Origin of the sequence: Rhodococcus sp. DT1, from assembly GCF_049844875.1 — a bacterium.
Lineage (GTDB): Bacteria > Actinomycetota > Actinomycetes > Mycobacteriales > Mycobacteriaceae > Rhodococcus.
The window spans coordinates 407,795-427,742 of sequence record NZ_JBNCLW010000005.1; the positions used below are offsets into that span (position 1 = coordinate 407,795).

The window sequence follows — 19,948 nt, forward strand, 5'->3', positions numbered from 1 at the left end:
CGGTCGTCAGGCTTTGCACAACCTCCGGATCGCATTGAGGGGCAGACGGAGCCACGACGGGCGGTGCCGCGCTTCGTACACCACTTCGTAGACGGCCTTGTCGATTTCGTACGCACGGAGCAACGGCCCGATGTCGCGCGGATCGGATCCGGATGCTGCGGCGTACCCGTCGCAGAACGCGGCGGAGTTGCGTTCTGCCCATTCCCGCGCCCGGAACTCACGCTGCGCCGTGGCGCCGTCGGGATCCCGCTCTCGCACCGAATGGTGGGCGGCGTAATCGAAGGAACGCAACATCCCCGCGACGTCGCGGAGCGGGGTGTCGGGATGCCGGCGTTCGACAAGGGACTTGGCGGGTTCACCCTCGAAGTCGATGAGCAGCCACCGTTCCGGTGTGCGCAGCACCTGCCCGAGATGGAGGTCGCCGTGGATGCGCTGCACCGTGACGGGACCGAGCGCGGCCGCTTCGTCGAACCTCGCCTGTATCGCGGGCACGAACTCCACCAGTTCCTCGACCTCCGCGGCTGCGGCCTCGAGCCTGCGGTTCATCGCGGCCGCAAGTCCCGACGCGGGACGCTGGGATTCCCCGAGCGCGGCGGCGAGATCCGAATGGACCTCGGCGACCGCCGTCCCCATCCGGTAGGACTCACCGGCGAAATCCGTACCGACCTCGTCGGCCCGGAGATCCCCTTCGATGAGGAGATCGCGGATACTTCCGAGCGCCATCGCCCACCCGTCCGCGGAATTGGCGGCGAAATCCTGGGCCATCGCGAGCGTCGTGCGGACACCTTCGACATCGGCGTCGATCCACGCACGGATCGGTGCCACGGAGCGGCAGCCCACTTCGGTCAACGCGAGGTGCAACTCCACGTCGGGGTTGATGCCCAACGTGAGACGACGGAACATCTTGAGCAGGAGGCGTTCGCCGAGTACGACGGACGTGTTCGACTGCTCCGCGCCGAGCGGGCGCCCGCGCATGCCCGCCTCGAACTCCGCGCCCGGGAGGGTGTGGAGATCGACGGGCCCCTTCGGGCGGCCACTGCTCAGGCTCTGCGCGTACAGGCCGATGATGTCCTGGTCGTGCAGACCGTCGTAGACGAACACGCTGTGCCCCGCATCGTCCGGTGTCGCCAACGTCCACGGAGCCAGATCGTCCGGCAGGTGCGATCGGTACCCCAACGGCACCTGGTAGATCTGCTCGGCAGTGTCCTCGAAGTCGACGGCCACCAGGACGTGGTCGGCGCCGAACCCGGGTTCGTCGGCGAGCGTCTGCCGCAACACGATCCGCACGCCGGTGATGGTGTGGCCCTTCGCGGCGAACCAGCGCTGGCGTGGGAGCCAGTGTGCCAGCCCCGCTTCGAGGTCGGCGTCCGGATAGCGGCTGTCGTTCTGTTCGGTCATGGCTGCACCGCCGCTTCCGCTTCGCTGCTGACGGGATGTGATCCTGCGCCTTCTGTCGTGGGATCCGGTTGCAGAGCGAACCAGAAGAACCCGTGACCGGGGAGCGTGAGCATGTAGCCCTCCTCGGTGATCGATGGGAACGGCACCGACCCGGTGAGCTCCACCGGGATCCACCCGACGAACCTCGACAGATCCAGCACCACGGCCTGCGGATAGCGGGAAAGGTTGTTCACGCACAGGATGACGTCGCTGTAGTTGCGATCCGGGGTCGTTTCCATCTCCCGGAGATACGACAGGACCGCGGGGTTGGCGCTGCCGAGTTCGGTGAACGCCGCCTTGCCGAACGCGGGGTGCTGCTTGCGGACCTGAATCATCCTGCGAGTCCAGTGCAACAGCGAGTTCGTCGAGTTCAGCTGGGACTCGACATTGACCGCGTTGTACCCGTACGTGGGATCCATGATGGTCGGAAGATACAGCCGCGCCGGATCGGCGCGGGAGAAACCGGCATTGCGGTCGGGAGTCCACTGCATCGGGGTACGCACCGCGTCGCGGTCACCGAGCCAGATGTTGTCGCCCATGCCGATCTCGTCGCCGTAGTACAGCACCGGGGACCCGGGCAGGCTCAGCAGCAACGCCGTGAACAACTCCAACTGGTTGCGGTCGTTCTCGAGCAGAGGGGCCAGGCGCCTGCGGATCCCGATGTTCGCCCGCATCCGCGGGTCGGTGACGTACTCGGAGTACATGTAGTCACGCTCTTCGTCCGTCACCATCTCGAGCGTGAGTTCGTCGTGGTTGCGCAGGAAGATGCCCCACTGCGCGGTGCGGGGAATCGACGGGGTCTGCGCGAGGATCTCCGAGATCGGGAATCGGTTCTGGCGGCGAACCGCCATGAAGATCCGGGGCATGAGCGGGAAGTGGAACGCCATGTGGCACTCGTCGCCGATCTCCGGCTCACCGAAGTACTCGACCACGTCCGACGGCCACTGGTTCGCTTCCGCGAGCATGACCCGGCCCGGGTATTCGGCGTCCATCACCGCCCGGCACTTCTTGAGGAACGCGTGGGTCTCGGGCAGGTTTTCGCAACTGGTGCCCTCGCGCTCGAACAGGTAGGGCACCGCGTCGAGCCGGAATCCGTCGATGCCCAGGTCCAGCCAGAAGCGGAGGACGTCGAGCATGGCGTCCTGGACCTCGGGGTTGTCGTAGTTCAGATCGGGCTGATGCGAGAAGAACCGGTGCCAGTAGTACTGCTTGCGCACCGGATCCCACGTCCAGTTCGAGGTCTCCGTGTCCACAAAGATGATGCGGGCATCCTTGTAGGCCTCGTCGCTGTCGGACCACACGTAGAAATCCCCGTAGGGACCGTCGGGTTCGGCACGCGACTCCTGGAACCACGCGTGGGTATCGGAGGTGTGGTTCATGACCAGGTCCGTCACCACGCGGATACCGCGCTTGTGCGCTTCGTCGAGGAACGTCACGAAGTCGTCGACCGTCCCGAATTCCGGTAACACCGCGCGGAAATCGCGGATGTCGTAGCCGCCGTCCCGCAGCGGGGAATCGTAGAACGGGGGCAGCCAGATGCAATCGGCCCCGAGCCACGCGATGTAGTCGAGTTTTTCGGTCAGCCCCCGCAGGTCACCGGTCCCGTCGTGGTTCGAGTCGTTGAACGCGCGCACGAGAACCTCGTAGAACACCGCGGTCTTGAACCAGTCGGGATCGATCGGAAGGTTGCGTGCATGCGCGAAATCCTCGGACCGTGTCTCGACGATGTGCCCGTCGGGGGTGTGCTCGGGTTCCACAGCTCGGGCGGTCGGATCGGCTGGGCTTTCTGCTGGCATGAAACCTCCGGGCTCGTCATCGTGCAGGGCGGAACCTCAGGGTTCCCCGGCGTCGGCCGGTCCACACCCGGCCCGGCTGAAAGCGAGGTGAGGGCATGCGTGCGCGGATACATTGACGCCCATGACTGCGAATCGGCCGGAGGGCCGGGTGGCCGAACTGTGCACCCGGATGCGTTCCTTCATCGACGAGGAGGTTATCCCGCTCGAGCCGACATTGTCGCGGCAGGACGACGACGGCGCCGCGGCGCTGGACGGGCTGAAGAGCCGCGCGAAGGACCTCGGATTGTGGGCGCTCGGGCACCCGGAGGAGATCGGCGGCGGGGGAGTTCCGTTCCTGGACTTCGTCTATCTCAACGAGATCATCGGCCGGTCGGAGTTCGGTCAGCTCGCGGTGGGGTCGGTGTCGATGCAGGACGCGCTGATGCTGCATCGGCACGGCACCGAGGAGCAGCGTCGTCGCTGGGTTCCCGGTCTCGTCTCCGGCGAGATCCTGCCGTCGGTCGGCATGACAGAGCCCGACGTGGCCGGCTCCGACCCGGTGCTCGTGCAGACGACCGCCCGTCTGGACGGAGCGGAGTGGGTCGTCAACGGCCGTAAGTGGTTCACCACCGGCGCCCGGCAGGCCGGCTACTGCACGGTGTTCGCGCGCACCGAACCCGACTCGACGCCGCTTCACCGCAGTATCAGCGCTGTCATCGTTCCGACGGATACGCCGGGCTTCGAGATCGTCCGGTCGATCCCCACGATGGGGTACGACCCGAGCGACCACTACGAGGTGCGCTACACCGACGTCAGGGTTCCTGCCGACAACGTGCTCGGGGGACGCGGCAACGGTTTCCTGGTCGCCCAGGACCGCCTCGGACCCGGCCGGATCTTCCACTGCATGCGCTGGCTCGGGCAGGCGCAACGGGCATTCGAACTGATGTGTGCGCGCGCCAACGCCCGGTTCGCGCACGGGTCGCTCCTCGCCGACAAGGGCGAGATCCAGCGGTACGTCGCCGAATCGGCCGCACAGATTCAGGCGGCGCGCCTCATGACGCTCGACGCGGCCCGGGTCATGGACGCCGGTGAGGACGCCCGGGTACAGATCGGTCTCATCAAGTTCTGGGGTGCGCGGATGCTGCACGACGTCGTCGACCGGGCGATCCAGGTACACGGGGCGCTGGGCCTGACCGCGGATACGCCCCTCGAGGCCATGTACCGGCGGGCACGGTATGCGCGCATCTACGACGGCCCCGACGAGGTGCATCGCATGTCGACCGCCCGCCGGATGCTGCGCGACCCGGAGCGAGTGCCGTGGCGGTAGGGACCGTCTCGTTCGCGCCGCCGAATGACGATCCGTTGCTCGGCACCGGGGAGCGGAACGGCGTCGCATACGGCCGCCTCGCGGAGGTGTCTGCTTGCCCGGGAACAGGTTCGGCGAAGATGCACCCGGACCCGAAGTTCCTGCCGGGGAGCGTCGGGGCGAGTCGGTGTGCCGCGTCACAGAACCGGTTCGGCGAGTTCTGGTAGAGTCCGTCGCTATGCAGCGCACCTATTTTTGGTTTAGCGGGCCGGCCCTGGGTGGGTCGGTCGGCGTGACCGCGCGCTGACTTCCTCACCCACGAGCCGGATACAGACCGGCTCGACGGGATCTCAGGGTTCTTCCGGGTCGGCTTCCTTCACCGAGAACAGGAACGCAACCCGATGAGCTCCACCACTGGAATCTCCACCACCAATCTCGACGAGCAGCGCACCGTGCGGGTGAGTCCGCTCGCCGCGCCGTCGGAGATCCGCGCCGAATACGCCCCTGACGCCGTCGTGGCGGCGACCGTGCGATCCGGCCGCGCCGACACCGTCAATATCCTGAACGGCACCGACGACCGCCTCGTCGTGGTCGTCGGCCCGTGCTCGGTCCACGACCCCGCCGCAGCCATGGATTACGCTCGCCGGCTCGCCGCGAAGGCTGACGAATTGCGCGACGACCTGCACATCGTGATGCGTGTGTACTTCGAGAAGCCGCGCACCACGCTCGGCTGGAAGGGTCTGCTCAACGACCCGCACCTCGACGGCAGCTACGACATCAACACCGGCCTGCGAATCGGCCGGAAGTTGCTGCTCGATGTGTCGAGCCTGGGCCTGCCCGTCGGCTGCGAGTTCCTCGATCCGATCCTCCCGCAGTACTACGCCGACCTGGTCACCTACGGCGCGATCGGTGCACGCACTGCCGCCAGCCAGGTGCATCGTCAGCTGTGCAGCGCCCTGTCGATGCCGGTCGGGATCAAGAACTCCACCGAAGGCGACGTGCAGGTCGCGGTCGACGGAACCCGCGCCGCAGGTGCGAGCCACGTGTTCCCCGGCACCGACCTCGACGGCCAGGCCGCGCTCATCCAGACCGTCGGCAACCCGGACTGCCACGTCATCCTCCGCGGCGGCAGCGCCGGCCCGAACTACGATGCCGAGACCGTCGCCGACACGATGGCGCGCCTGCGCAAGGGTGGGTTGCCGGAACGGGTGGTCATCGACGCGAGCCACGGCAACAGCAGCAAGAACCACGAGAAGCAGGTCGACGTCGTGACCGACATCGCCGAGCGTCTCGAAGCCGGAGAACAAGGCATTGTCGGTGTGATGCTGGAGAGCTTCATCGAAGCCGGCCGGCAGGACTTGACGCTCGGCTCGTCCGACGAGCTCGAGTACGGTAAGTCCATCACCGACGCGTGCCTCGACTGGGCAACCACTGCAGTCCAACTCGACCGGCTCGCCGACGCGGTGCGTGCCCGTCGCGCCTGACCCACTCGGTTTCTGCATTCGCTCCGACATCCACGTCGGAGCGAATGCAGGACGCACCGAAGCGCTCTGCAGATGCCGCACATGGCAAATGATTTGTGTACGAGCACCTTTCGGTCTGTCCGGCGTGCAGACGCACGTAGCCGGGTCACCGCCGGCGATCCCGCCCGAAACCCGTATACAGACAATAGGGATCAAACGGTAATCTGGGTGGTACGCAAAGAGAGCCGGCCCCACTTGCGGTAGCGTGCCATCACATGGATGGGGAGGCACTGTCGATCGTCGTACCGGCTCGCAACGAGGAGCGGTACATCGGGCCATGCTTGTCGGCGCTTCTCCAGCAGCAAGAGGACATCCTCGAAATCATTGTGGTGGACAATAATTCCACCGACAACACGGTGCAGATCGTCGAAGCTGTCGCGGCCGGTAATCCGATCGTCCGGCTCGTGACGGAGAAGCGCCCCGGTGTCGCGTTCGCCCGCAACGCGGGATTCGATGCCGCCGAGGGTTCGATCTTCGGGCGGATAGACGCGGACACGCGTGTGCGCCCGGGGTGGGCGCGTACCGCACGGGAGTTCTTCGCCAGAGACGACGTGGCAGCGGTCGGCGCGGTCAGCGGTCTCAACAACTCGTACGACTCGCCCTACCGCGGGCTGAAGAAGCGGTACTACGAAAAGCAAGTCGCGAAAGGTCTGTTCGGCGGCGAACGCCGGGTCAACAACATCCACGGCGCCAACATGGTGATCAGGCGCTCCGCATGGGATCAGGTGCGGGAGGCGATCAGTACCGACCCCGGCATCCACGAGGACGTGGACCTCGCCCTCTGTCTGCGCGAGCACGACATCGAGATCGCCCAATTGACGGATCTGTTCGTCGACATCTCTCCCCGCCGGGCGCTGACCCCACCCCTGGAGTACATCGAGTACACCCGTTCCATGGTCCGAACCTACGATGTGCACGGCCTGCTGACCCCGGAGGTCGCACGCGTCGTGCGCCTGCAGTGGCTGGGTCACCTCGGCGTCTATGCCGCATATCGGCTCTACGACCCGGACCGAGGCCGATTCGCACTCTCGCGGGCCTTCTCGGGTGGTGTCGAACGTGCGATGCCCGTCTCGGATCAGACGAGCGGTGTGAAGTCCCGACTCCCCAGATAGGGCGGGCGCGGGTTCTTCGCTGCGAACGGCTCTACCAGGGTGTTCTCCACGCTGTTGAACACCACGAAGAGATTCGAGCGCGGAAACGGGGTGATGTTCCCGTTGGAGCCGTGCATGCAGTTGGAATCGAATACCGTTGCGGAACCTGCGGATCCCGTGAAGGTGGCGATGCCGTACTCGGCGGCCATCCGGGTGAGGCTGTCTTCGTCGGGAGACCCGGTCTGCGGCGCGTGGGTGACGAGCGACTCGCGGTAGTAGTCCTCCGGAGTCTCTCCCGCACACGAGACGTAGGTGCGGTGCGAACCCGGCATGATCATCAAACCGCCGTTGTAGCCGTAGTTCTCGGTCAAGGCGAGCGAGATGCTGAGCGCCCGTGGCTTGGGCATTCCGTCCTCGGCGTGCCAGGTCTCGAAATCCGAGTGCCAGTAGAACGGCCCGCCGCGGAAGCCTGGTTTGACGTTGAGTCGCGATTGGTGGATGTACACGTCGGAGCCGAGCAATTGCCGTGCAATCCCGGCTATTTCGGGACGGCGGACAATAGAGGCCACGAGATCGCTGAGCAGATGGACGTCGAAGATGGAACGGACGTCGCCGCTACCCTGCTCGCGGATCACACGCGCGTCGTCACCCAGTTCACCGCCGAGCCGTGATGTTTCTTCCAGGAGGTTTCCCACGTCGTTCGCGGGAAGAAGCGCTTCTGCAGTATGGAATCCTCGGCGGTCGTATTCGGTGACCGCCTCGGCGGGCAACGGCCCCTCGGCCGCACTTCCCCACACGACCGGATCCGGCCTCGCGAACGATTCGCACTTCGCTCGGCTCCGGGTCGGATACTCATCCTGTACCGCAGCGCGCATAACGGTGTTTCACCCTCTCCCAGGTCGACAGAGCTTCGCCTCCCAGACTTACCCACTCACCGCCACGTTATGCAACCCGGGTGGATTCCGTGCCGGTTCCGGGCACCGGGTTCCCGGGTGCGTCGTCGTGTCCCGGTAGGAGCGGGATTGCGAACCCCGGTTACCGCGGTGAGCGGTAACTGCTCGGGGTGTTGCCCGTCCACCGCTTGAACGCGCGCCTGAAGGCACTCGGCTCGGAGAACCCGAGTCGGGCCGAGAGGTCGTCGACCGACTCGCCGCGCCGCAGCCCGGCGATGGCGAGATCGCGGAGTACTTCCTCGCGCAATTGGCCGAGTGACGTGCCCTCCTGGCGCAGCAGCCGGCGGAGGTGAGGGGTGCTCACGGTGAGCATTCCCGCAATGTCCTCGGCGGTGGCAGTGCGTCCGTTGATTCCCGACTCGAAGATGCGGCGCACCTGCGACGACACGGTCGACTCGTAATCCCGTTCCGACAGAATGAGATTCGGGGAGTCGCGGAGATACTCGTCGAGCGACTCCTCCGACTGCACGAGCGGCGACGTCAGTGCGGAATTGTGGATTTCGAGCGCTGCGCGGCCCGCTCCGAAGGTCACGGGGACACCGAACATCGAATCGTAACTACGAGCAAGAACCGGATCCGGTTCGGCGTACGGCAACATCACCGATTCCAGCCGGACTCTGCCGCCGACCAGCCAGGCCGCGAAGCGGTGCAGCAGCATGAGGAGAAAGTCGACGGTGACGCGTGTCTTCTCGTCGACCACCTCCGGCAGCGCGACATCGAGGTACGTGGTGGTGTCACCCGGGGTCAGCGACAACTGGGGGAGCGACCGGACCACCCGGTTGACCTCGACCATGCGGCTGAGCGCGCGCGCGAGATCGGGGCAGTGGATCAGCGTCAGGCACATCACCCGGAACATTCCACGGGGGACCGGACCGGGCGCCAACCCGAACAGTTCGTCGTCCGTGATCTGCCACGCCATCTGGGTGAACCGGCTCACCTGTGCCGGCGTCAGGCGCGCGTGAGGGTGCGCGAGGACCGCGCGACTGATTCTGGCCGCGTCCAGCGCCGGTTGGAGATCGACTCCGGCGTCCGCGCCGGTGCGTACCGCCCGGGATACGAAGTCGGACGGAATGGTGGGCCGCGACATGATCTAGAGGGCCTCCTGCAGCGTGCGCAACCGATCGACCGCGTCCGCGAGCACGTCGTCCCGCTTGCAGAACGCGAATCTCACCAGATGGTTCCAGGCCTGCGTGTCGTCGACGAACACGCTCACGGGGACCGCGGCCACCCCGATCCGTTCCGGCAGTTCACGGCAGAATGCGACACCGTCGCGGTAACCGAGCGGCGTGAGATCGGCGCACACGAAATATGTTCCGGCCGAGTCGAGTACGCCGAACCCGGCGCCCTTCAATGCATCGGACAGCAGAGTGCGTTTGCGTTGCAGGTCGTCGCGCATCGACCTGATCCAGTCTTGCTCGTGGGTCAGGGCGTGGGCGACTGCGGGCTGGAAGGGTGCGCCGCCCACGAAGGTCAGGAATTGCTTCGCGGCGCGCACGGCGTCGATCAGCTCGCGGGGCCCGAGCGCCCAGCCGATCTTCCATCCCGTGACGTTGAACGTTTTCGCGGCACTCGACACGGTGACCGTGCGCTCCGCCATTCCCGGCAGCGACGCGAGCGGGATATGCCGGCGGCCGTCGAACACCAGGTGTTCGTACACCTCGTCCGACAGCACCAGAAGGTCGTGTTCGCACGCCAACTCGGCCAGGGCCGTCAGGGCCGTCTCGTCGTACACGGTGCCGGTGGGGTTGTGCGGGGTGTTGACGATGAGCATGCGCGTGCGGTCGGTGATCGCGGCGCGCAGGGCGTCCACGTCCAGCACGAAGCCGGCTCCCGCCCGGGCGAGCGGGACGGTGCGGCGAGTCGCGCCGGCAAGCGCGACCGCGGCGGCGTACGAGTCGTAGTACGGCTCGGTGAGCAGCACTTCCTCGCCCGGCTCGACGAGCCCGAGGACAGCCGCGCTGATCGCTTCGGTGGCTCCGACGGTGACGAGTACCTCGCAGTCGGGATCGTGTTCGATGCCGTAGCGGTCGGCGCGGTCCGCGGCGACGGCCTGCCGGAGCGCGGGAATACCCGACCCGGGCGGGTACTGGTTGATCCCGTCGGCGATGGCCTGTCGCGCGATCTCGAGCATCTGCGGTGGACCGTCGACATCGGGGAAACCCTGGCCCAGGTTGATCGCGTCGTGCCGGATCGCCAGGTCGGTCATCTCGGCGAAGATCGTCGAGGCGAACGGTCGTAGCCGGGCGACGGTGCGCACTGCCGCTGCCGGTCTCCTCGAATCAGCCACTCGTGAAGCCTATCGTCCGCCCTGTCACATCCGGGACGGCTGCCTCGTCAACAGTACGAACGGCTCGGCCGGGACCGGCGAGGAGTCCCGGGGCCGCGAGAAAACCGGAGGACGTCATGCCGCGAATCGAACCGGTCACCCCCGAACGGGCCGGCCTGGCCACCCGCGCGACCTATGCCTTTGCTGCGCGCCGCTACGGGGTGGTTCCCGAGCCGTTCGCGGTGCTCGCGCACCACCCGGCGTTGATGCGCGCGACCGGAGTACACGAGATGCTGGTCGAGCGAGCCTCGAAGGTGCTTCCGGCCAACGTGCGTGAACTCGCGGTGTACCGCGCAGCGTGGACTCTGGGATGTTCGTGGTGCGTCGACTTCGGCACAATGCTGCAGCGCCTCGACGGACTCGACACCGAGCGCCTCGCCCAGATCGCCGACTATGCGACGTCGGACCTGTACAGCGACGACGAGAAGGCTGCGATCGCATACGCGGACGCGGTCACCGGGGATGTTGCCACCGCCGTGACAGACGAGCAGGTCGCGGATCTCGAACGGAGATTCGGGCGGGCCGGGGTGGTGGAACTGACCTATCAGATCGCTCTCGAGAACATGCGGGGCCGGATGAACTCGGCACTGGGCATCCAGGAGCAGGGCTTCAGCACCGATGCGTGTCGTGTGCCGTGGGCGGACGACGCTGCGGCGACGGGGAAGTGAGTTACTCGGGTATCACGATCTCGGCGATCGAGCCCGGATTCCAGGCGACCTCCCAGCGAAAACCGTCGGGGTCGGCGAAATAACCGGTGTAACCGCCCCACAGGCGGTCGGTGCCGCCCGACACCGGATCGGCGCCTGCTCGGCGGGCGGTCTCGAGCACGACGTCCACTTCGTCGCGGGTCGCGACGTTGTGGGCGAGGGTGACGGGTGGAACCCCACTCCACGATGTCGGGCCGACCTCCGCCTCGAATTCTGTGCGGGCCCACAACGACAGGATCACGTGGGCGCCGACACGGATCATCACCACTTCGCCGGGTTCTTCGACCACTGCGGACCAGCCCAGTCCGTCCACGTAGAACTCCCGGGCGCGGTCGACGTCCTCGACGGCGAGGGTCACGAGACTGAGACGCTGGTCCATGGGCCCGACCCTAGCGGTGGCGCCGGGGTCCGGGCGACGGATCAGCGCCGGCCCAGGGGTACGAGAACGCCGCGCCGCAATTTCTCCGGGTTGGCCAGGTCGTAGGCGGCCCAGACCCGGCCGTCGCGAACCGTGCATCCCGTCACGCGGGGCGGGTATCCGCGCCGACCGTCGCCGCCGAGCCCGTGGTTGAGCAGGCCGAGTTCGCCGTTGACGCGGACCGGTTCGAACGCCGCGAACGACTCCGGGCCGTACCGGCGTATCAGCCCTGCGAAGAACCGGGCGAACTTCTCCGCACCGAACACCACGTTGAGTGCGGTCGAGGTGGTGCCACCGGCGTCTCCGATCAGCCGCGCATCGGGGTGCAGCGCCGCGATCACGCCGTCGATGTCTCCCGCGGCGAACGCCGCCACCAGCACGGCGACGGCGTTCTCGTGTTCGGCGGTGGGGGTCGGGGGCGGTGTGTCGGCCACGGCACGGCGAGCGCGGGAGGCGAGTTGCCGAGCCGCTGCCGATCCGATGCCGAGAACGGTCGCCACTTCGTCGAACGGCACACCGAACCCGTCGTGGAGCACGAACGCGATGCGCTGCGGCGGCGGCAGCACATCGAGGACGATCAGCGCGGCGAGCCGGCTGTCCTCGTGCTGCACCACCTGTTCGAGCGGGTCCGGCGGGCTGGTGCCGCCGAGTGGCGTGACAATCGGTTCCGGCAGCCACTGTCCCACATATTTCTCGCGCCGTACCGCGGCGGACCGGAGCTTGTCGAGGCACAGCCGGCCCACGACAGTGGTCAGCCACGCACGCAGATTGCCGATCTCGCCGGCATCGACGGTCGCGAGCCGGAGCCAGGAGTCCTGCACCGCGTCCTCGGCGTCGGCGACACTGCCCGTGAGCCGGTACGCGACCGTCAACAGGTGGGCGCGGTGTTCCTCGAATGATTCCGCAAGCCCGGACGCGCGCATATTCTCGATGCTACGAGCAGGATCACCGTCGCGGGCAGGACTCCGGGTGCATCCGACACGGTGCACGGAGGTGAGCGATGCCGGTGACGAGCGCAGGTCTGCTGCTCTACCGCGTCGACGACACCGGGCTGCTCGAGCTGTGGCTCGTGCATCCCGGCGGCCCGTACTGGACTGGAAAGGACACTGCCGCCTGGTCGGTGCCGAAGGGAGAGTACGGACCCGAGGAGGAGCCCCGCGAAGTCGCGACCCGTGAGTTCGAGGAGGAATGCGGCTTTCCCGCGCCGGACGTGCCGTTGTCGCTGCTCGGCCGTTATCGGCAGGCGTCGGGCAAGATCGTGAGTGTCTACGCCGGCGAAACCGACGCCGACCTCCGGTTCGTCTCGAGCAACACGTGCGAGATCGAATGGCCGCCCCGGTCGGGGAAGCGGCTGACGATTCCCGAAGTCGACGATGCCCGCTGGATCACGTTCTCCGACGCGGAAACCAAGCTGGTGAAGGGCCAGCGCCCGATTCTGGTGGCGCTGCGAGCACGGCTCGACGACGTGGGCCGCCGGTACCGCACCGAATAGGGCTGGCCTGTCGAGGTTTTCGCTGATTCTGACGCGTGCGTGCGCTCCCATCGGCGGAGCACACGGCATCGTCCGTACCGAATCGGGGGATACTTGCCCAGGCAACAAGATCGTCGACTCGAGTGAGGACCCACATGCGTTTCGGACTTTTCATCCCTCAAGGTTGGAGACTGGACCTGGTCGGTATCGATCCCGCCGATCAGTGGCCCGTCATGCGCGATCTCGCGTTACGCGCCGACAAGGGCCCGTGGGAATCGATCTGGGTGTACGACCATTTCCACACCGTCCCCGAACCCACCGACGAGGCCACCCACGAGGCGTGGACTCTGGTGTCCGCATTCGGCGCCGTGACCAGCCGGGTGCGGCTCGGTCAGATGTGTACGGCCATGAGCTACCGCAACCCTGCGTATCTCGCGAAGGTGGCTGCGACCGCCGACATCATCTCGGGCGGCCGCGTGGAAATGGGTATCGGGGGCGGGTGGTACGAGCAGGAATGGCGTGCCTACGGCTACGGCTTCCCGTCCGCCGGAGAACGTTTGCGCCGCCTCGACGAAGGCGTCCAGATCTTCAGGCAGGCCTGGACCACGGGCACGGCAACGCTCGACGGCAAGCACTACCAAGTCGACGGAGCGATTGTGCGTCCGCTGCCCCTCCAGGAAGGTGGGATCCCGCTCTGGATCGCCGGCGGCGGGGAAAAGGTGACGTTGAAGATCGCGGCGAAGTACGCGCAGTACACCAACTTCGACGGAACCCCCGGGGGATTCGCGCACAAGTCGCAGGTCCTGCGAGAGCACTGCGCCGAGGTCGGCACGGATTTCGATGCCATCGTGCGGTCCGCCAACTACAACGTCGCGATCGGACGGACGGAAGCGGAGGTGCAGGACAGGCTCGAGGCGCTGCGTGCACGACTCGAACCGATCGTCGGTGCCGAGAAGGCGGACGGGGCGCTGGACGCATTCCGGGGTATGCCCGCGGTGGGAACGCCCGAGCAGATCGTCGAGAACCTCACGGCGCTGAAGAAGCAGGGACTCGAGTACGCGATCTTCTACTTCCCCGAAGCGGCCTATGACACGACGGGACTCGAATTGTTCGAGCAGGAGGTGCTTCCGCACCTCGCGTAGGGGACGTCAGACCGGCCAGCCGTGCGCCGGTTCGCGGGGGTCGCCGGGCAACAGGGCCGCCACCCACACGTCGCGCGGGACTCCCCGCTGCAGGAGGCCGTGTCGGGCGACCCCCTCGAACCGGAAACCGAGGCGGCGTGCGACGGCCGCGGACGGCACGTTGCCGACCAGCGCTCGCCACTCCACACGCCATGCCTGCAACCCGTGCCGGCCGAAAGCGAAGTCGCACACCAGACGTGCGGCGGCGGTGGCGAGTCCGCGGCCGCGGGCCTCGGGAGCCAGCCAGAAACCGATCTCGGGCGCTGCGCTGCCGTGCTGCACGAAACCGATCATTCCGAGCAGCGGGCCGTCACGACTCGTGCGGATTCCCCAGTCGGGAAAACCGTTGGCCCACTTGTGCGGAACGATATCCTCCACGAACCTGACGGCGTCGGCACGGGTGTACGGGTGGGGGACTGTGGTCCATTTTGCGACCGCGGGATCACTACAGCCGTCGGTGATCGCGTCGATGTCCCCGCTTCCGGGGACGGACAGGACGACGGTGCCGTCGGTGAGGATCGAGGGCCGCATGTCAGCGCAGTTCCGGTGGAAGTTCCCTCAGGTCCAGTTCGACTCGTCGCTCGTCGCTGGCGTTGATCTCGTCCGCGGAAGACAGCTTGGACTTCAGCAGTTTCCATTCGGATTCGTCGATCGCCGCCGCGGCCTTCGCCAGGACCGCAGCATCACGAGTGGCCCACGCAAGAGGCATCGGGCTGACCATCTGCCACACCCCGGACTTGTTGCGTGTGGTCCGGTCGGAGAGCACGGCGACACAGGGAACCCGTTCGCCCACCTTCGCGCGGTGCCCAGGGATGGCCTGGACGTCCCGGGTGACAAGGGCGTAATGATGGCGTCCGGTGCCTTCCGCCGCGCCGTCGGCGGGCTTGGCGATATCGATCAGGGCGAGCAGGGTCAGACCACGGGCCCGGGTGGTCGCGACCAGCGCCGGAACCAGTGGGCTGTCGCGGTAGAGGTCCTCGATCGTGCCGACTTTGCGGGGAGCCCACAACGCGACCCACACCGACGTCACCGCGGCCACGACGAGCACCGATCCGACGATGTACGACCAGGCGTGGCCGAGGACGAAGAGCCACACCGCACCCGCGGCGCACAACAACGCGACGATCACCGCGGATCGTCGCAGACTGCGCACCTCCGCGAGCGTCTGGTTCACGGCTTTCGCGTGGGGCAGGTCGACGGGAAACTCGAATCGGCGCACGTGATCCAGCATATCGGCCACGCGCGCGGCCACGTTCACCGGAAGCATCCGGCTGGCGGGCGCGCCCGCTCGGCGGCCGACGGGTCTCAGCCGATCTGCGGTCCGAGAAGATCGTCGGCGTCGGTGATCCGGTACGCGTACCCCTGTTCCGCGAGGAACCGCTGCCGGTGGGCGGCGTACTCGGCGTCGAGGGTGTCGCGGGCGACCACGGAGTAGAAGTGAGCCTGCCCGCCGTCGTGCTTGGGTCGCAACAGCCGGCCCAGACGCTGGGCTTCTTCCTGCCGGGACCCGAACGTTCCGGACACCTGCACCGCGACCGACGCCTCGGGCAGGTCGATCGAGAAGTTCGCGACTTTCGAGACCACGAGCACGCCCAACTCGCCCGCCCGGAACCGGTCGAACAGCGCTTCGCGTTCCTTGTTCCGTGTCGACCCCTTGATCACCGGGGCGTCGAGAGCGGCACCCAGCTCGTCGAGCTGGTCGATATAGGCGCCGATGACGAGCGTGGGAGCACCGGCGTGTTTCGCGAGAATCGACTCCACCACCGGGATCTTGGTCCGGGCGGTCGAGCACAGCTTGTACCGCTCCTCCGGCTCGGCGACCGCGTAGGCCATCCGCTCCGCGTCGGTGAGCGTGACCCGCACCTCGACGCAGTCCGCCGGGGCGATCCACCCCTGGGCCTCGATGTCTTTCCACGGCGCGTCGTAACGCTTCGGGCCGATCAGGGAGAACACATCGCCTTCACGACCGTCCTCGCGCACGAGGGTCGCGGTCAGGCCCAGCCGGCGACGCGACTGGAGGTCGGCTGTCATCCGGAACACCGGTGCGGGAAGCAGATGCACCTCGTCGTAGATCATCAGGCCCCAGTCCCTGGAGTCGAACAGCTCGAGATTGCGGTACTCGCCCTTCGTCTTGCGGGTGATCACCTGATACGTGGCGATCGTGACGGGCCGGATCTCTTTCCTTTCCCCGGAGTACTCGCCGATCTCCTCTTCGGTGAGGGAAGTGCGCGCGATCAGTTCGCGTTTCCACTGCCGCCCCGCGACGGTGTTGGTCACCAGGATCAGGGTCGTGGCACCGGCTTTCGCCATGGCCGCAGCGCCGACCATTGTTTTCCCGGCCCCACACGGCAACACCACGACCCCGGATCCGCCGGCCCAGAACGCATCCGCCGCCATCTCCTGGTAGTCACGCAGATGCCAGGGGTTCGATTCCATGTCGAGGGTGATCGGGTGCGCCTCACCGTCGACGTAACCGGCAAGATCCTCGGCGGGCCAGCCGATCTTGAGCAGCATCTGCTTGACGCGGCCACGCTCGCTGGGGTGCACCACGACGGTGTCGTCGTCGATGCGGGCGCCGAGCATGGGGGCGATCTTCTTGTTTCGGAGCACCTCTTCGAGAACCGCACGGTCCAGGCTCACCAGGGTGAGGCCGTGGACGGGGCTCTTCACCAGTTGCAGTCGCCCGTAGCGGCCCATGGTGTCGACGATGTCGACGAGCAAAGGTTGGGGGACCGCGAAACGCGAGTGACTGACCAGCGCATCGACGACCTGCTCTGCGTCGTGGCCCGCGGCCCGCGCATTCCACAGGGCGAGCGGTGTGACCCGATAGGTGTGGATGTGCTCCGGGGCGCGCTCGAGTTCGGCGAACGGCGCGATGGCTTGTCGGGCTTCGGCGGCACGTGGGTGGTCGACCTCGAGCAGCACGGTCTTGTCGGACTGGACGATCAAGGGTCCGTCGGCCACGAATGCCTCCTGGGATAGAGAGTAGAACTCTCCTATTCTCCTGACTGGAGACGCGATCCGCCACCCACGGGCCGCGTGTGCCGCCGACGTCACCCCGTGAGAGAGCGACGTACCTCCATCAAGCACACCAGCGCCTCGGAAATTCCGGAGCGATAGCCCGCGTCCTTTTCCGACAGTGCCGGTGAAGAATCCAATTCGTGCTCGAGGCGTTCCTGAATTCTATCCAGGGCCGACATCGTCCTTTTCACTTGTGAAATCCTGTCTTCTGATTCTTTGTTGCCGAATTGCTGAAAAAACCCGAGGGTCACACCATCCGGGAGAATTCACCGGCCTGCGCGTCGAGCACGAAAAGGCGTGCCCGCGCGAGTGCGGACCGGAAGCCGTGCGCGAAGGGCGACGGCGAACCGTCGTCCCCCGCGCGCTCCGAAATGTCTGTGAACTGCTCGTACAGGTCGTCCAGCAGGGTGGCTGAGGATGTGGTCACTCTGTGTCCCGAGGTCGTCGTGCGCCGGAAAGCCGTCAGTGCCGCTTGCGCTTCTTGATGAATTCGGTGTCGTCGGTCTGTTTCTGGCGCTTTTCCGCGCGCCGTTCCTTGAGGGACTGCGACGGTTTCTTGAGAGTTTTGCCCTTGTCGGCCATTGTCGTTCCTTTCGGGAATGGTCGAACACTCGACAAGTCCAGACCATAACCCATTTACAGAAAAAAGCCAGTCGCGCAGGAAAGGGTCGGTCCGCACCGCGATACCGCACGAAAAGGTGACGGCGGTAGGTTGTGACGGCGAACACCGTGCCGCACCCGCGCGGCCGGGCGAAGGAGGATGTCGTGCACGGTGAACAGGCACATGCGATCGACGCGCTGCCGCAGTCCCTGGGGCGGCTGCGGACGCGGTTCTCCGAGTTGCGGGCTCCCGCCCCGGCAGATGTGCAGGGGACATACCGCGCCGTCTTCGTGGGTCCGGCACTCCTCCGCGCGGTCGCGCCGCGCGCCATCGCCCTCGGGGGCATGCGCGGCTGGCACGGTAAGCGTTTCGACGGTGCGGGCGGCGCCGTCAATGTGCTTCGCGACGGCGACGGCGCCCTGCGCGACAGCCTGCCCGCCACGATCTCGACCGACGCGTCGTGGCTCGACGGCAGCGAAGCCTTGGTCGTCTCCTACGGAACCGGACCCCAGGGGTCCGCGCCGGTGCCCTGGCGCTGGGTGCGCGACGAGTTCCGCTCCCTCGACGACGGCACGCTGCTCGGACTGACCTTCGTGGGCGGACCGTGGTCCCGCCTCGCGGCGTCGCCGTTCGCGCTCGTCCGCGAGCGGTGACCAGGCGCCGGTCCGAGCCTGCCGGGGGTCACGTCGTGGGCGTGTGCCGCCGCACGAGATCCGATGCGAGCTCGGCTATCCGCCGCCGCGCGTCCGCAGGCGCGAGAACCTCGATGTGATCTCCGAACTGCAGAAGCTGTCGCACCGACTCGATGTCCGGGTAGACGATCCTCACGGCACACCATCCGTCCTCGGGGGGTTCGACGTCTTCGAGCCGCGCACCCAGAATGCGTCCGGCGAGGTCGAGCCGATCTTCCCGTAGCCGCGCCCGCACGGCGACCCGGCCCGGTGTCTCGGTGCGCCGCACCAGCCCGGCCCACACCGAGCGGAGGTCGTGGCCCGAGCGGAGTCTCGCCGGTTCGGAAAGGGTCTCGTAGCTGTCGAGCCGCTCCAGACTGAACAGTCGTGGTCGTTGCTCGTCGTCGGCGACGAGGTACCACCTGCCCGACTTCGCCGCCAGGCCGTACGGATCGACGACGAGGGACGAGGCGCGGTCGTCGCCGCTGCTCCGATAGCGCACCCGCAGGCGGGGCCGATTCAGGAGATCGAGCGCCAGGTCGGCCACGCTCGCCGTATCCCGCTGCGGAGCGAGCCAGCCGGCATTGTCGACGACGACGAGATCGGCCAGGGTCGGTCCGGTCCCCCTCGCGGCCCTGCGCGCCGCGATCTTGCGGTCGGCCATGTCGCGGGATCCGTCCAGGCCCAGCTGTGCGAGTTGCGCCCGATCGAGGCCCGCTATCGACAACGCCTCCATCTCCGGGGGCTCGAGATGGGAGGCGTTCAGGCGCGCCCCGGGGAGCAGGACGATGCCCCCGTGCCGGCCACGTTCGGCGTAGACGGGCACGCCGGCAGCCGAAAGCGCTTCGACGTCCCGCAGGACCGTACGACGGGATACCTCGAGCCGTTCGGCCAGCTCAGTCGTAGACACGCGCTGATGCGTTTGCAGGAGCAAGAGCAGTGCGAGCAGTCGAGTGGCCTTCACGAATCCCGATTCTCACGGAAAACATGACAGGTTCTGACGCGATTGCGCGGTTGAGTCGGTTCCGTCCGAGCAACGAAGTATCGAGGAGGACCGATGCCCGCACCCAACCTGTTTCTCGTCTACGTCCGCGACGCGGCCGCGGCGACGGCGTTCTACCGCAACCTGTTCGACATCGAACCGGTGTTCGTCAGTCCCCGCTACGTCGCGTTCGGGGTGGCTCCGGGGGTGGAGTTCGCACTGTGGTCCGGCCGGAGCGACCACGCGACCCCGGGCACGCCCCGCACCTCCGAGATAGGCCTCACCGTTCCGGGACCCGCCTCCGAGGTGGACGAGATCTTCTCGCGGTGGAGTGCCACCGGCGCCGAGGTCGTCGAGAAACCTCACGACGACGTCTTCGGCCGCACCTTCGTGATCGCGGACCCGGACGGAAACCTGATCCGGGTCGCGCCGGTGGACGGTTAGCCGGTCGAAGGGATCAATGTGCCCGCGGGGAAGCGGCGGTC

20 protein-coding genes are annotated in these 19,948 nt (G+C 67.0%); 8 read left to right on the forward strand and 12 right to left on the reverse strand.

Features of this window, described 5'->3' with window-relative positions:
• Positions 1 to 6: 6 nt before the first annotated feature.
• The gene (locus tag ACLQ3J_RS15260; protein ID WP_296551057.1) at positions 7 to 1,398 is read right to left on the reverse strand and encodes a maltokinase N-terminal cap-like domain-containing protein; all 1,392 of its coding nucleotides are present in this window, start codon (positions 1,396 to 1,398) and stop codon (positions 7 to 9) included.
• Complete coding sequence (gene treS, locus ACLQ3J_RS15265) at positions 1,395 to 3,233, reverse strand: maltose alpha-D-glucosyltransferase (protein WP_296551058.1); 1,839 nt, start codon at positions 3,231 to 3,233, stop codon at positions 1,395 to 1,397. The genes ACLQ3J_RS15260 and treS overlap by 4 nt, the downstream gene beginning before the upstream one ends.
• A gap of 121 nt (positions 3,234 to 3,354) precedes the next feature.
• On the opposite strand from treS, the gene ACLQ3J_RS15270 reads away from it, so the two are divergent.
• The 3 genes from ACLQ3J_RS15270 (at position 3,355) to ACLQ3J_RS15280 (ending at position 7,153) form a co-directional block, all read left to right on the forward strand.
• Positions 3,355 to 4,539, forward strand: coding sequence for an acyl-CoA dehydrogenase family protein (locus tag ACLQ3J_RS15270; RefSeq protein WP_206036959.1), 1,185 nt, complete (start codon positions 3,355 to 3,357; stop codon positions 4,537 to 4,539).
• A 380-nt stretch (positions 4,540 to 4,919) separates the two neighbouring features.
• Positions 4,920 to 6,002 carry a 3-deoxy-7-phosphoheptulonate synthase gene (locus tag ACLQ3J_RS15275; RefSeq protein WP_378528115.1) on the forward strand — a complete coding sequence of 361 codons (1,083 nt, stop codon included), beginning with the start codon at positions 4,920 to 4,922 and terminating at the stop codon, positions 6,000 to 6,002.
• A 254-nt stretch (positions 6,003 to 6,256) separates the two neighbouring features.
• Positions 6,257 to 7,153 (forward strand): glycosyltransferase, encoded by an 897-nt coding sequence (locus tag ACLQ3J_RS15280; protein ID WP_296551060.1) that lies wholly within the window; start codon positions 6,257 to 6,259, stop codon positions 7,151 to 7,153.
• Here ACLQ3J_RS15280 and thpD read toward each other — a convergent pair.
• From thpD to ACLQ3J_RS15295, 3 genes are all read right to left on the reverse strand, one after another.
• Positions 7,117 to 8,007, reverse strand: coding sequence for an ectoine hydroxylase (gene thpD / locus ACLQ3J_RS15285; RefSeq protein WP_296551061.1), 891 nt, complete (start codon positions 8,005 to 8,007; stop codon positions 7,117 to 7,119). The genes ACLQ3J_RS15280 and thpD overlap by 37 nt on opposite strands.
• Positions 8,008 to 8,167: 160 nt before the next feature.
• Entirely contained in the window at positions 8,168 to 9,172 is a 1,005-nt protein-coding gene (locus tag ACLQ3J_RS15290; protein WP_169621203.1) for an AraC family transcriptional regulator, read from the reverse strand.
• A gap of 3 nt (positions 9,173 to 9,175) precedes the next feature.
• A complete protein-coding gene (locus ACLQ3J_RS15295; protein ID WP_425903768.1) occupies positions 9,176 to 10,372 on the reverse strand; it encodes a pyridoxal phosphate-dependent aminotransferase in 1,197 nt (398 codons plus the stop codon).
• Positions 10,373 to 10,488: 116 nt separating this feature from the next.
• Here ACLQ3J_RS15295 and ACLQ3J_RS15300 point away from each other — a divergent pair, with 116 nt between their 5' ends.
• Positions 10,489 to 11,079: a carboxymuconolactone decarboxylase family protein gene (locus ACLQ3J_RS15300; protein ID WP_425903770.1), complete on the forward strand. Its 591-nt coding sequence runs from the start codon at positions 10,489 to 10,491 to the stop codon at positions 11,077 to 11,079.
• Between the two features lies 1 nt (position 11,080).
• Here the strand turns inward: ACLQ3J_RS15300 and ACLQ3J_RS15305 are convergent, their stop codons facing one another.
• The gene (locus ACLQ3J_RS15305; protein WP_296551064.1) at positions 11,081 to 11,497 is read right to left on the reverse strand and encodes a VOC family protein; all 417 of its coding nucleotides are present in this window, start codon (positions 11,495 to 11,497) and stop codon (positions 11,081 to 11,083) included.
• A 41-nt stretch (positions 11,498 to 11,538) separates the two neighbouring features.
• On the reverse strand, positions 11,539 to 12,459 hold the full coding sequence (gene sigJ / locus ACLQ3J_RS15310; RefSeq protein WP_296551065.1) for an RNA polymerase sigma factor SigJ: 921 nt from the start codon (positions 12,457 to 12,459) through the stop codon (positions 11,539 to 11,541).
• A gap of 77 nt (positions 12,460 to 12,536) precedes the next feature.
• Here sigJ and ACLQ3J_RS15315 point away from each other — a divergent pair, with 77 nt between their 5' ends.
• Positions 12,537 to 13,028, forward strand: coding sequence for an NUDIX domain-containing protein (locus ACLQ3J_RS15315; protein ID WP_169621198.1), 492 nt, complete (start codon positions 12,537 to 12,539; stop codon positions 13,026 to 13,028).
• Positions 13,029 to 13,162: 134 nt separating this feature from the next.
• Positions 13,163 to 14,149, forward strand: a complete 987-nt coding sequence (locus ACLQ3J_RS15320; protein ID WP_425903772.1) for an LLM class F420-dependent oxidoreductase — start codon at positions 13,163 to 13,165, stop codon at positions 14,147 to 14,149.
• 6 nt (positions 14,150 to 14,155) lie between these two features.
• Here ACLQ3J_RS15320 and ACLQ3J_RS15325 read toward each other — a convergent pair whose 3' ends face one another.
• The 4 genes from ACLQ3J_RS15325 to ACLQ3J_RS15340 all read right to left on the reverse strand — a co-directional run bounded on the left by ACLQ3J_RS15325 (position 14,156) and on the right by ACLQ3J_RS15340 (position 17,636).
• Positions 14,156 to 14,719 carry a GNAT family N-acetyltransferase gene (locus ACLQ3J_RS15325; protein ID WP_425903773.1) on the reverse strand — a complete coding sequence of 188 codons (564 nt, stop codon included), beginning with the start codon at positions 14,717 to 14,719 and terminating at the stop codon, positions 14,156 to 14,158.
• Between the two features lies 1 nt (position 14,720).
• Complete coding sequence (locus tag ACLQ3J_RS15330) at positions 14,721 to 15,407, reverse strand: DUF3239 domain-containing protein (RefSeq protein ID WP_378528123.1); 687 nt, start codon at positions 15,405 to 15,407, stop codon at positions 14,721 to 14,723.
• An 86-nt stretch (positions 15,408 to 15,493) separates the two neighbouring features.
• A complete protein-coding gene (locus tag ACLQ3J_RS15335; protein WP_169621194.1) occupies positions 15,494 to 17,152 on the reverse strand; it encodes a DNA repair helicase XPB in 1,659 nt (552 codons plus the stop codon).
• A gap of 304 nt (positions 17,153 to 17,456) precedes the next feature.
• The gene (locus ACLQ3J_RS15340) at positions 17,457 to 17,636 is read right to left on the reverse strand and encodes a hypothetical protein (RefSeq protein ID WP_169621090.1); all 180 of its coding nucleotides are present in this window, start codon (positions 17,634 to 17,636) and stop codon (positions 17,457 to 17,459) included.
• A 287-nt stretch (positions 17,637 to 17,923) separates the two neighbouring features.
• Here ACLQ3J_RS15340 and ACLQ3J_RS15345 point away from each other — a divergent pair, with 287 nt between their 5' ends.
• Positions 17,924 to 18,463, forward strand: a complete 540-nt coding sequence (locus ACLQ3J_RS15345) for a hypothetical protein (RefSeq protein WP_296551068.1) — start codon at positions 17,924 to 17,926, stop codon at positions 18,461 to 18,463.
• Between the two features lie 28 nt (positions 18,464 to 18,491).
• Here ACLQ3J_RS15345 and ACLQ3J_RS15350 read toward each other — a convergent pair whose 3' ends face one another.
• A complete protein-coding gene (locus tag ACLQ3J_RS15350) occupies positions 18,492 to 19,445 on the reverse strand; it encodes a helix-turn-helix transcriptional regulator (RefSeq protein WP_425903774.1) in 954 nt (317 codons plus the stop codon).
• A gap of 93 nt (positions 19,446 to 19,538) precedes the next feature.
• Between ACLQ3J_RS15350 and ACLQ3J_RS15355 the strand changes: the two genes are divergently transcribed.
• Positions 19,539 to 19,907 (forward strand): VOC family protein, encoded by a 369-nt coding sequence (locus tag ACLQ3J_RS15355; protein ID WP_425903776.1) that lies wholly within the window; start codon positions 19,539 to 19,541, stop codon positions 19,905 to 19,907.
• Positions 19,908 to 19,948: the final 41 nt, after the last annotated feature.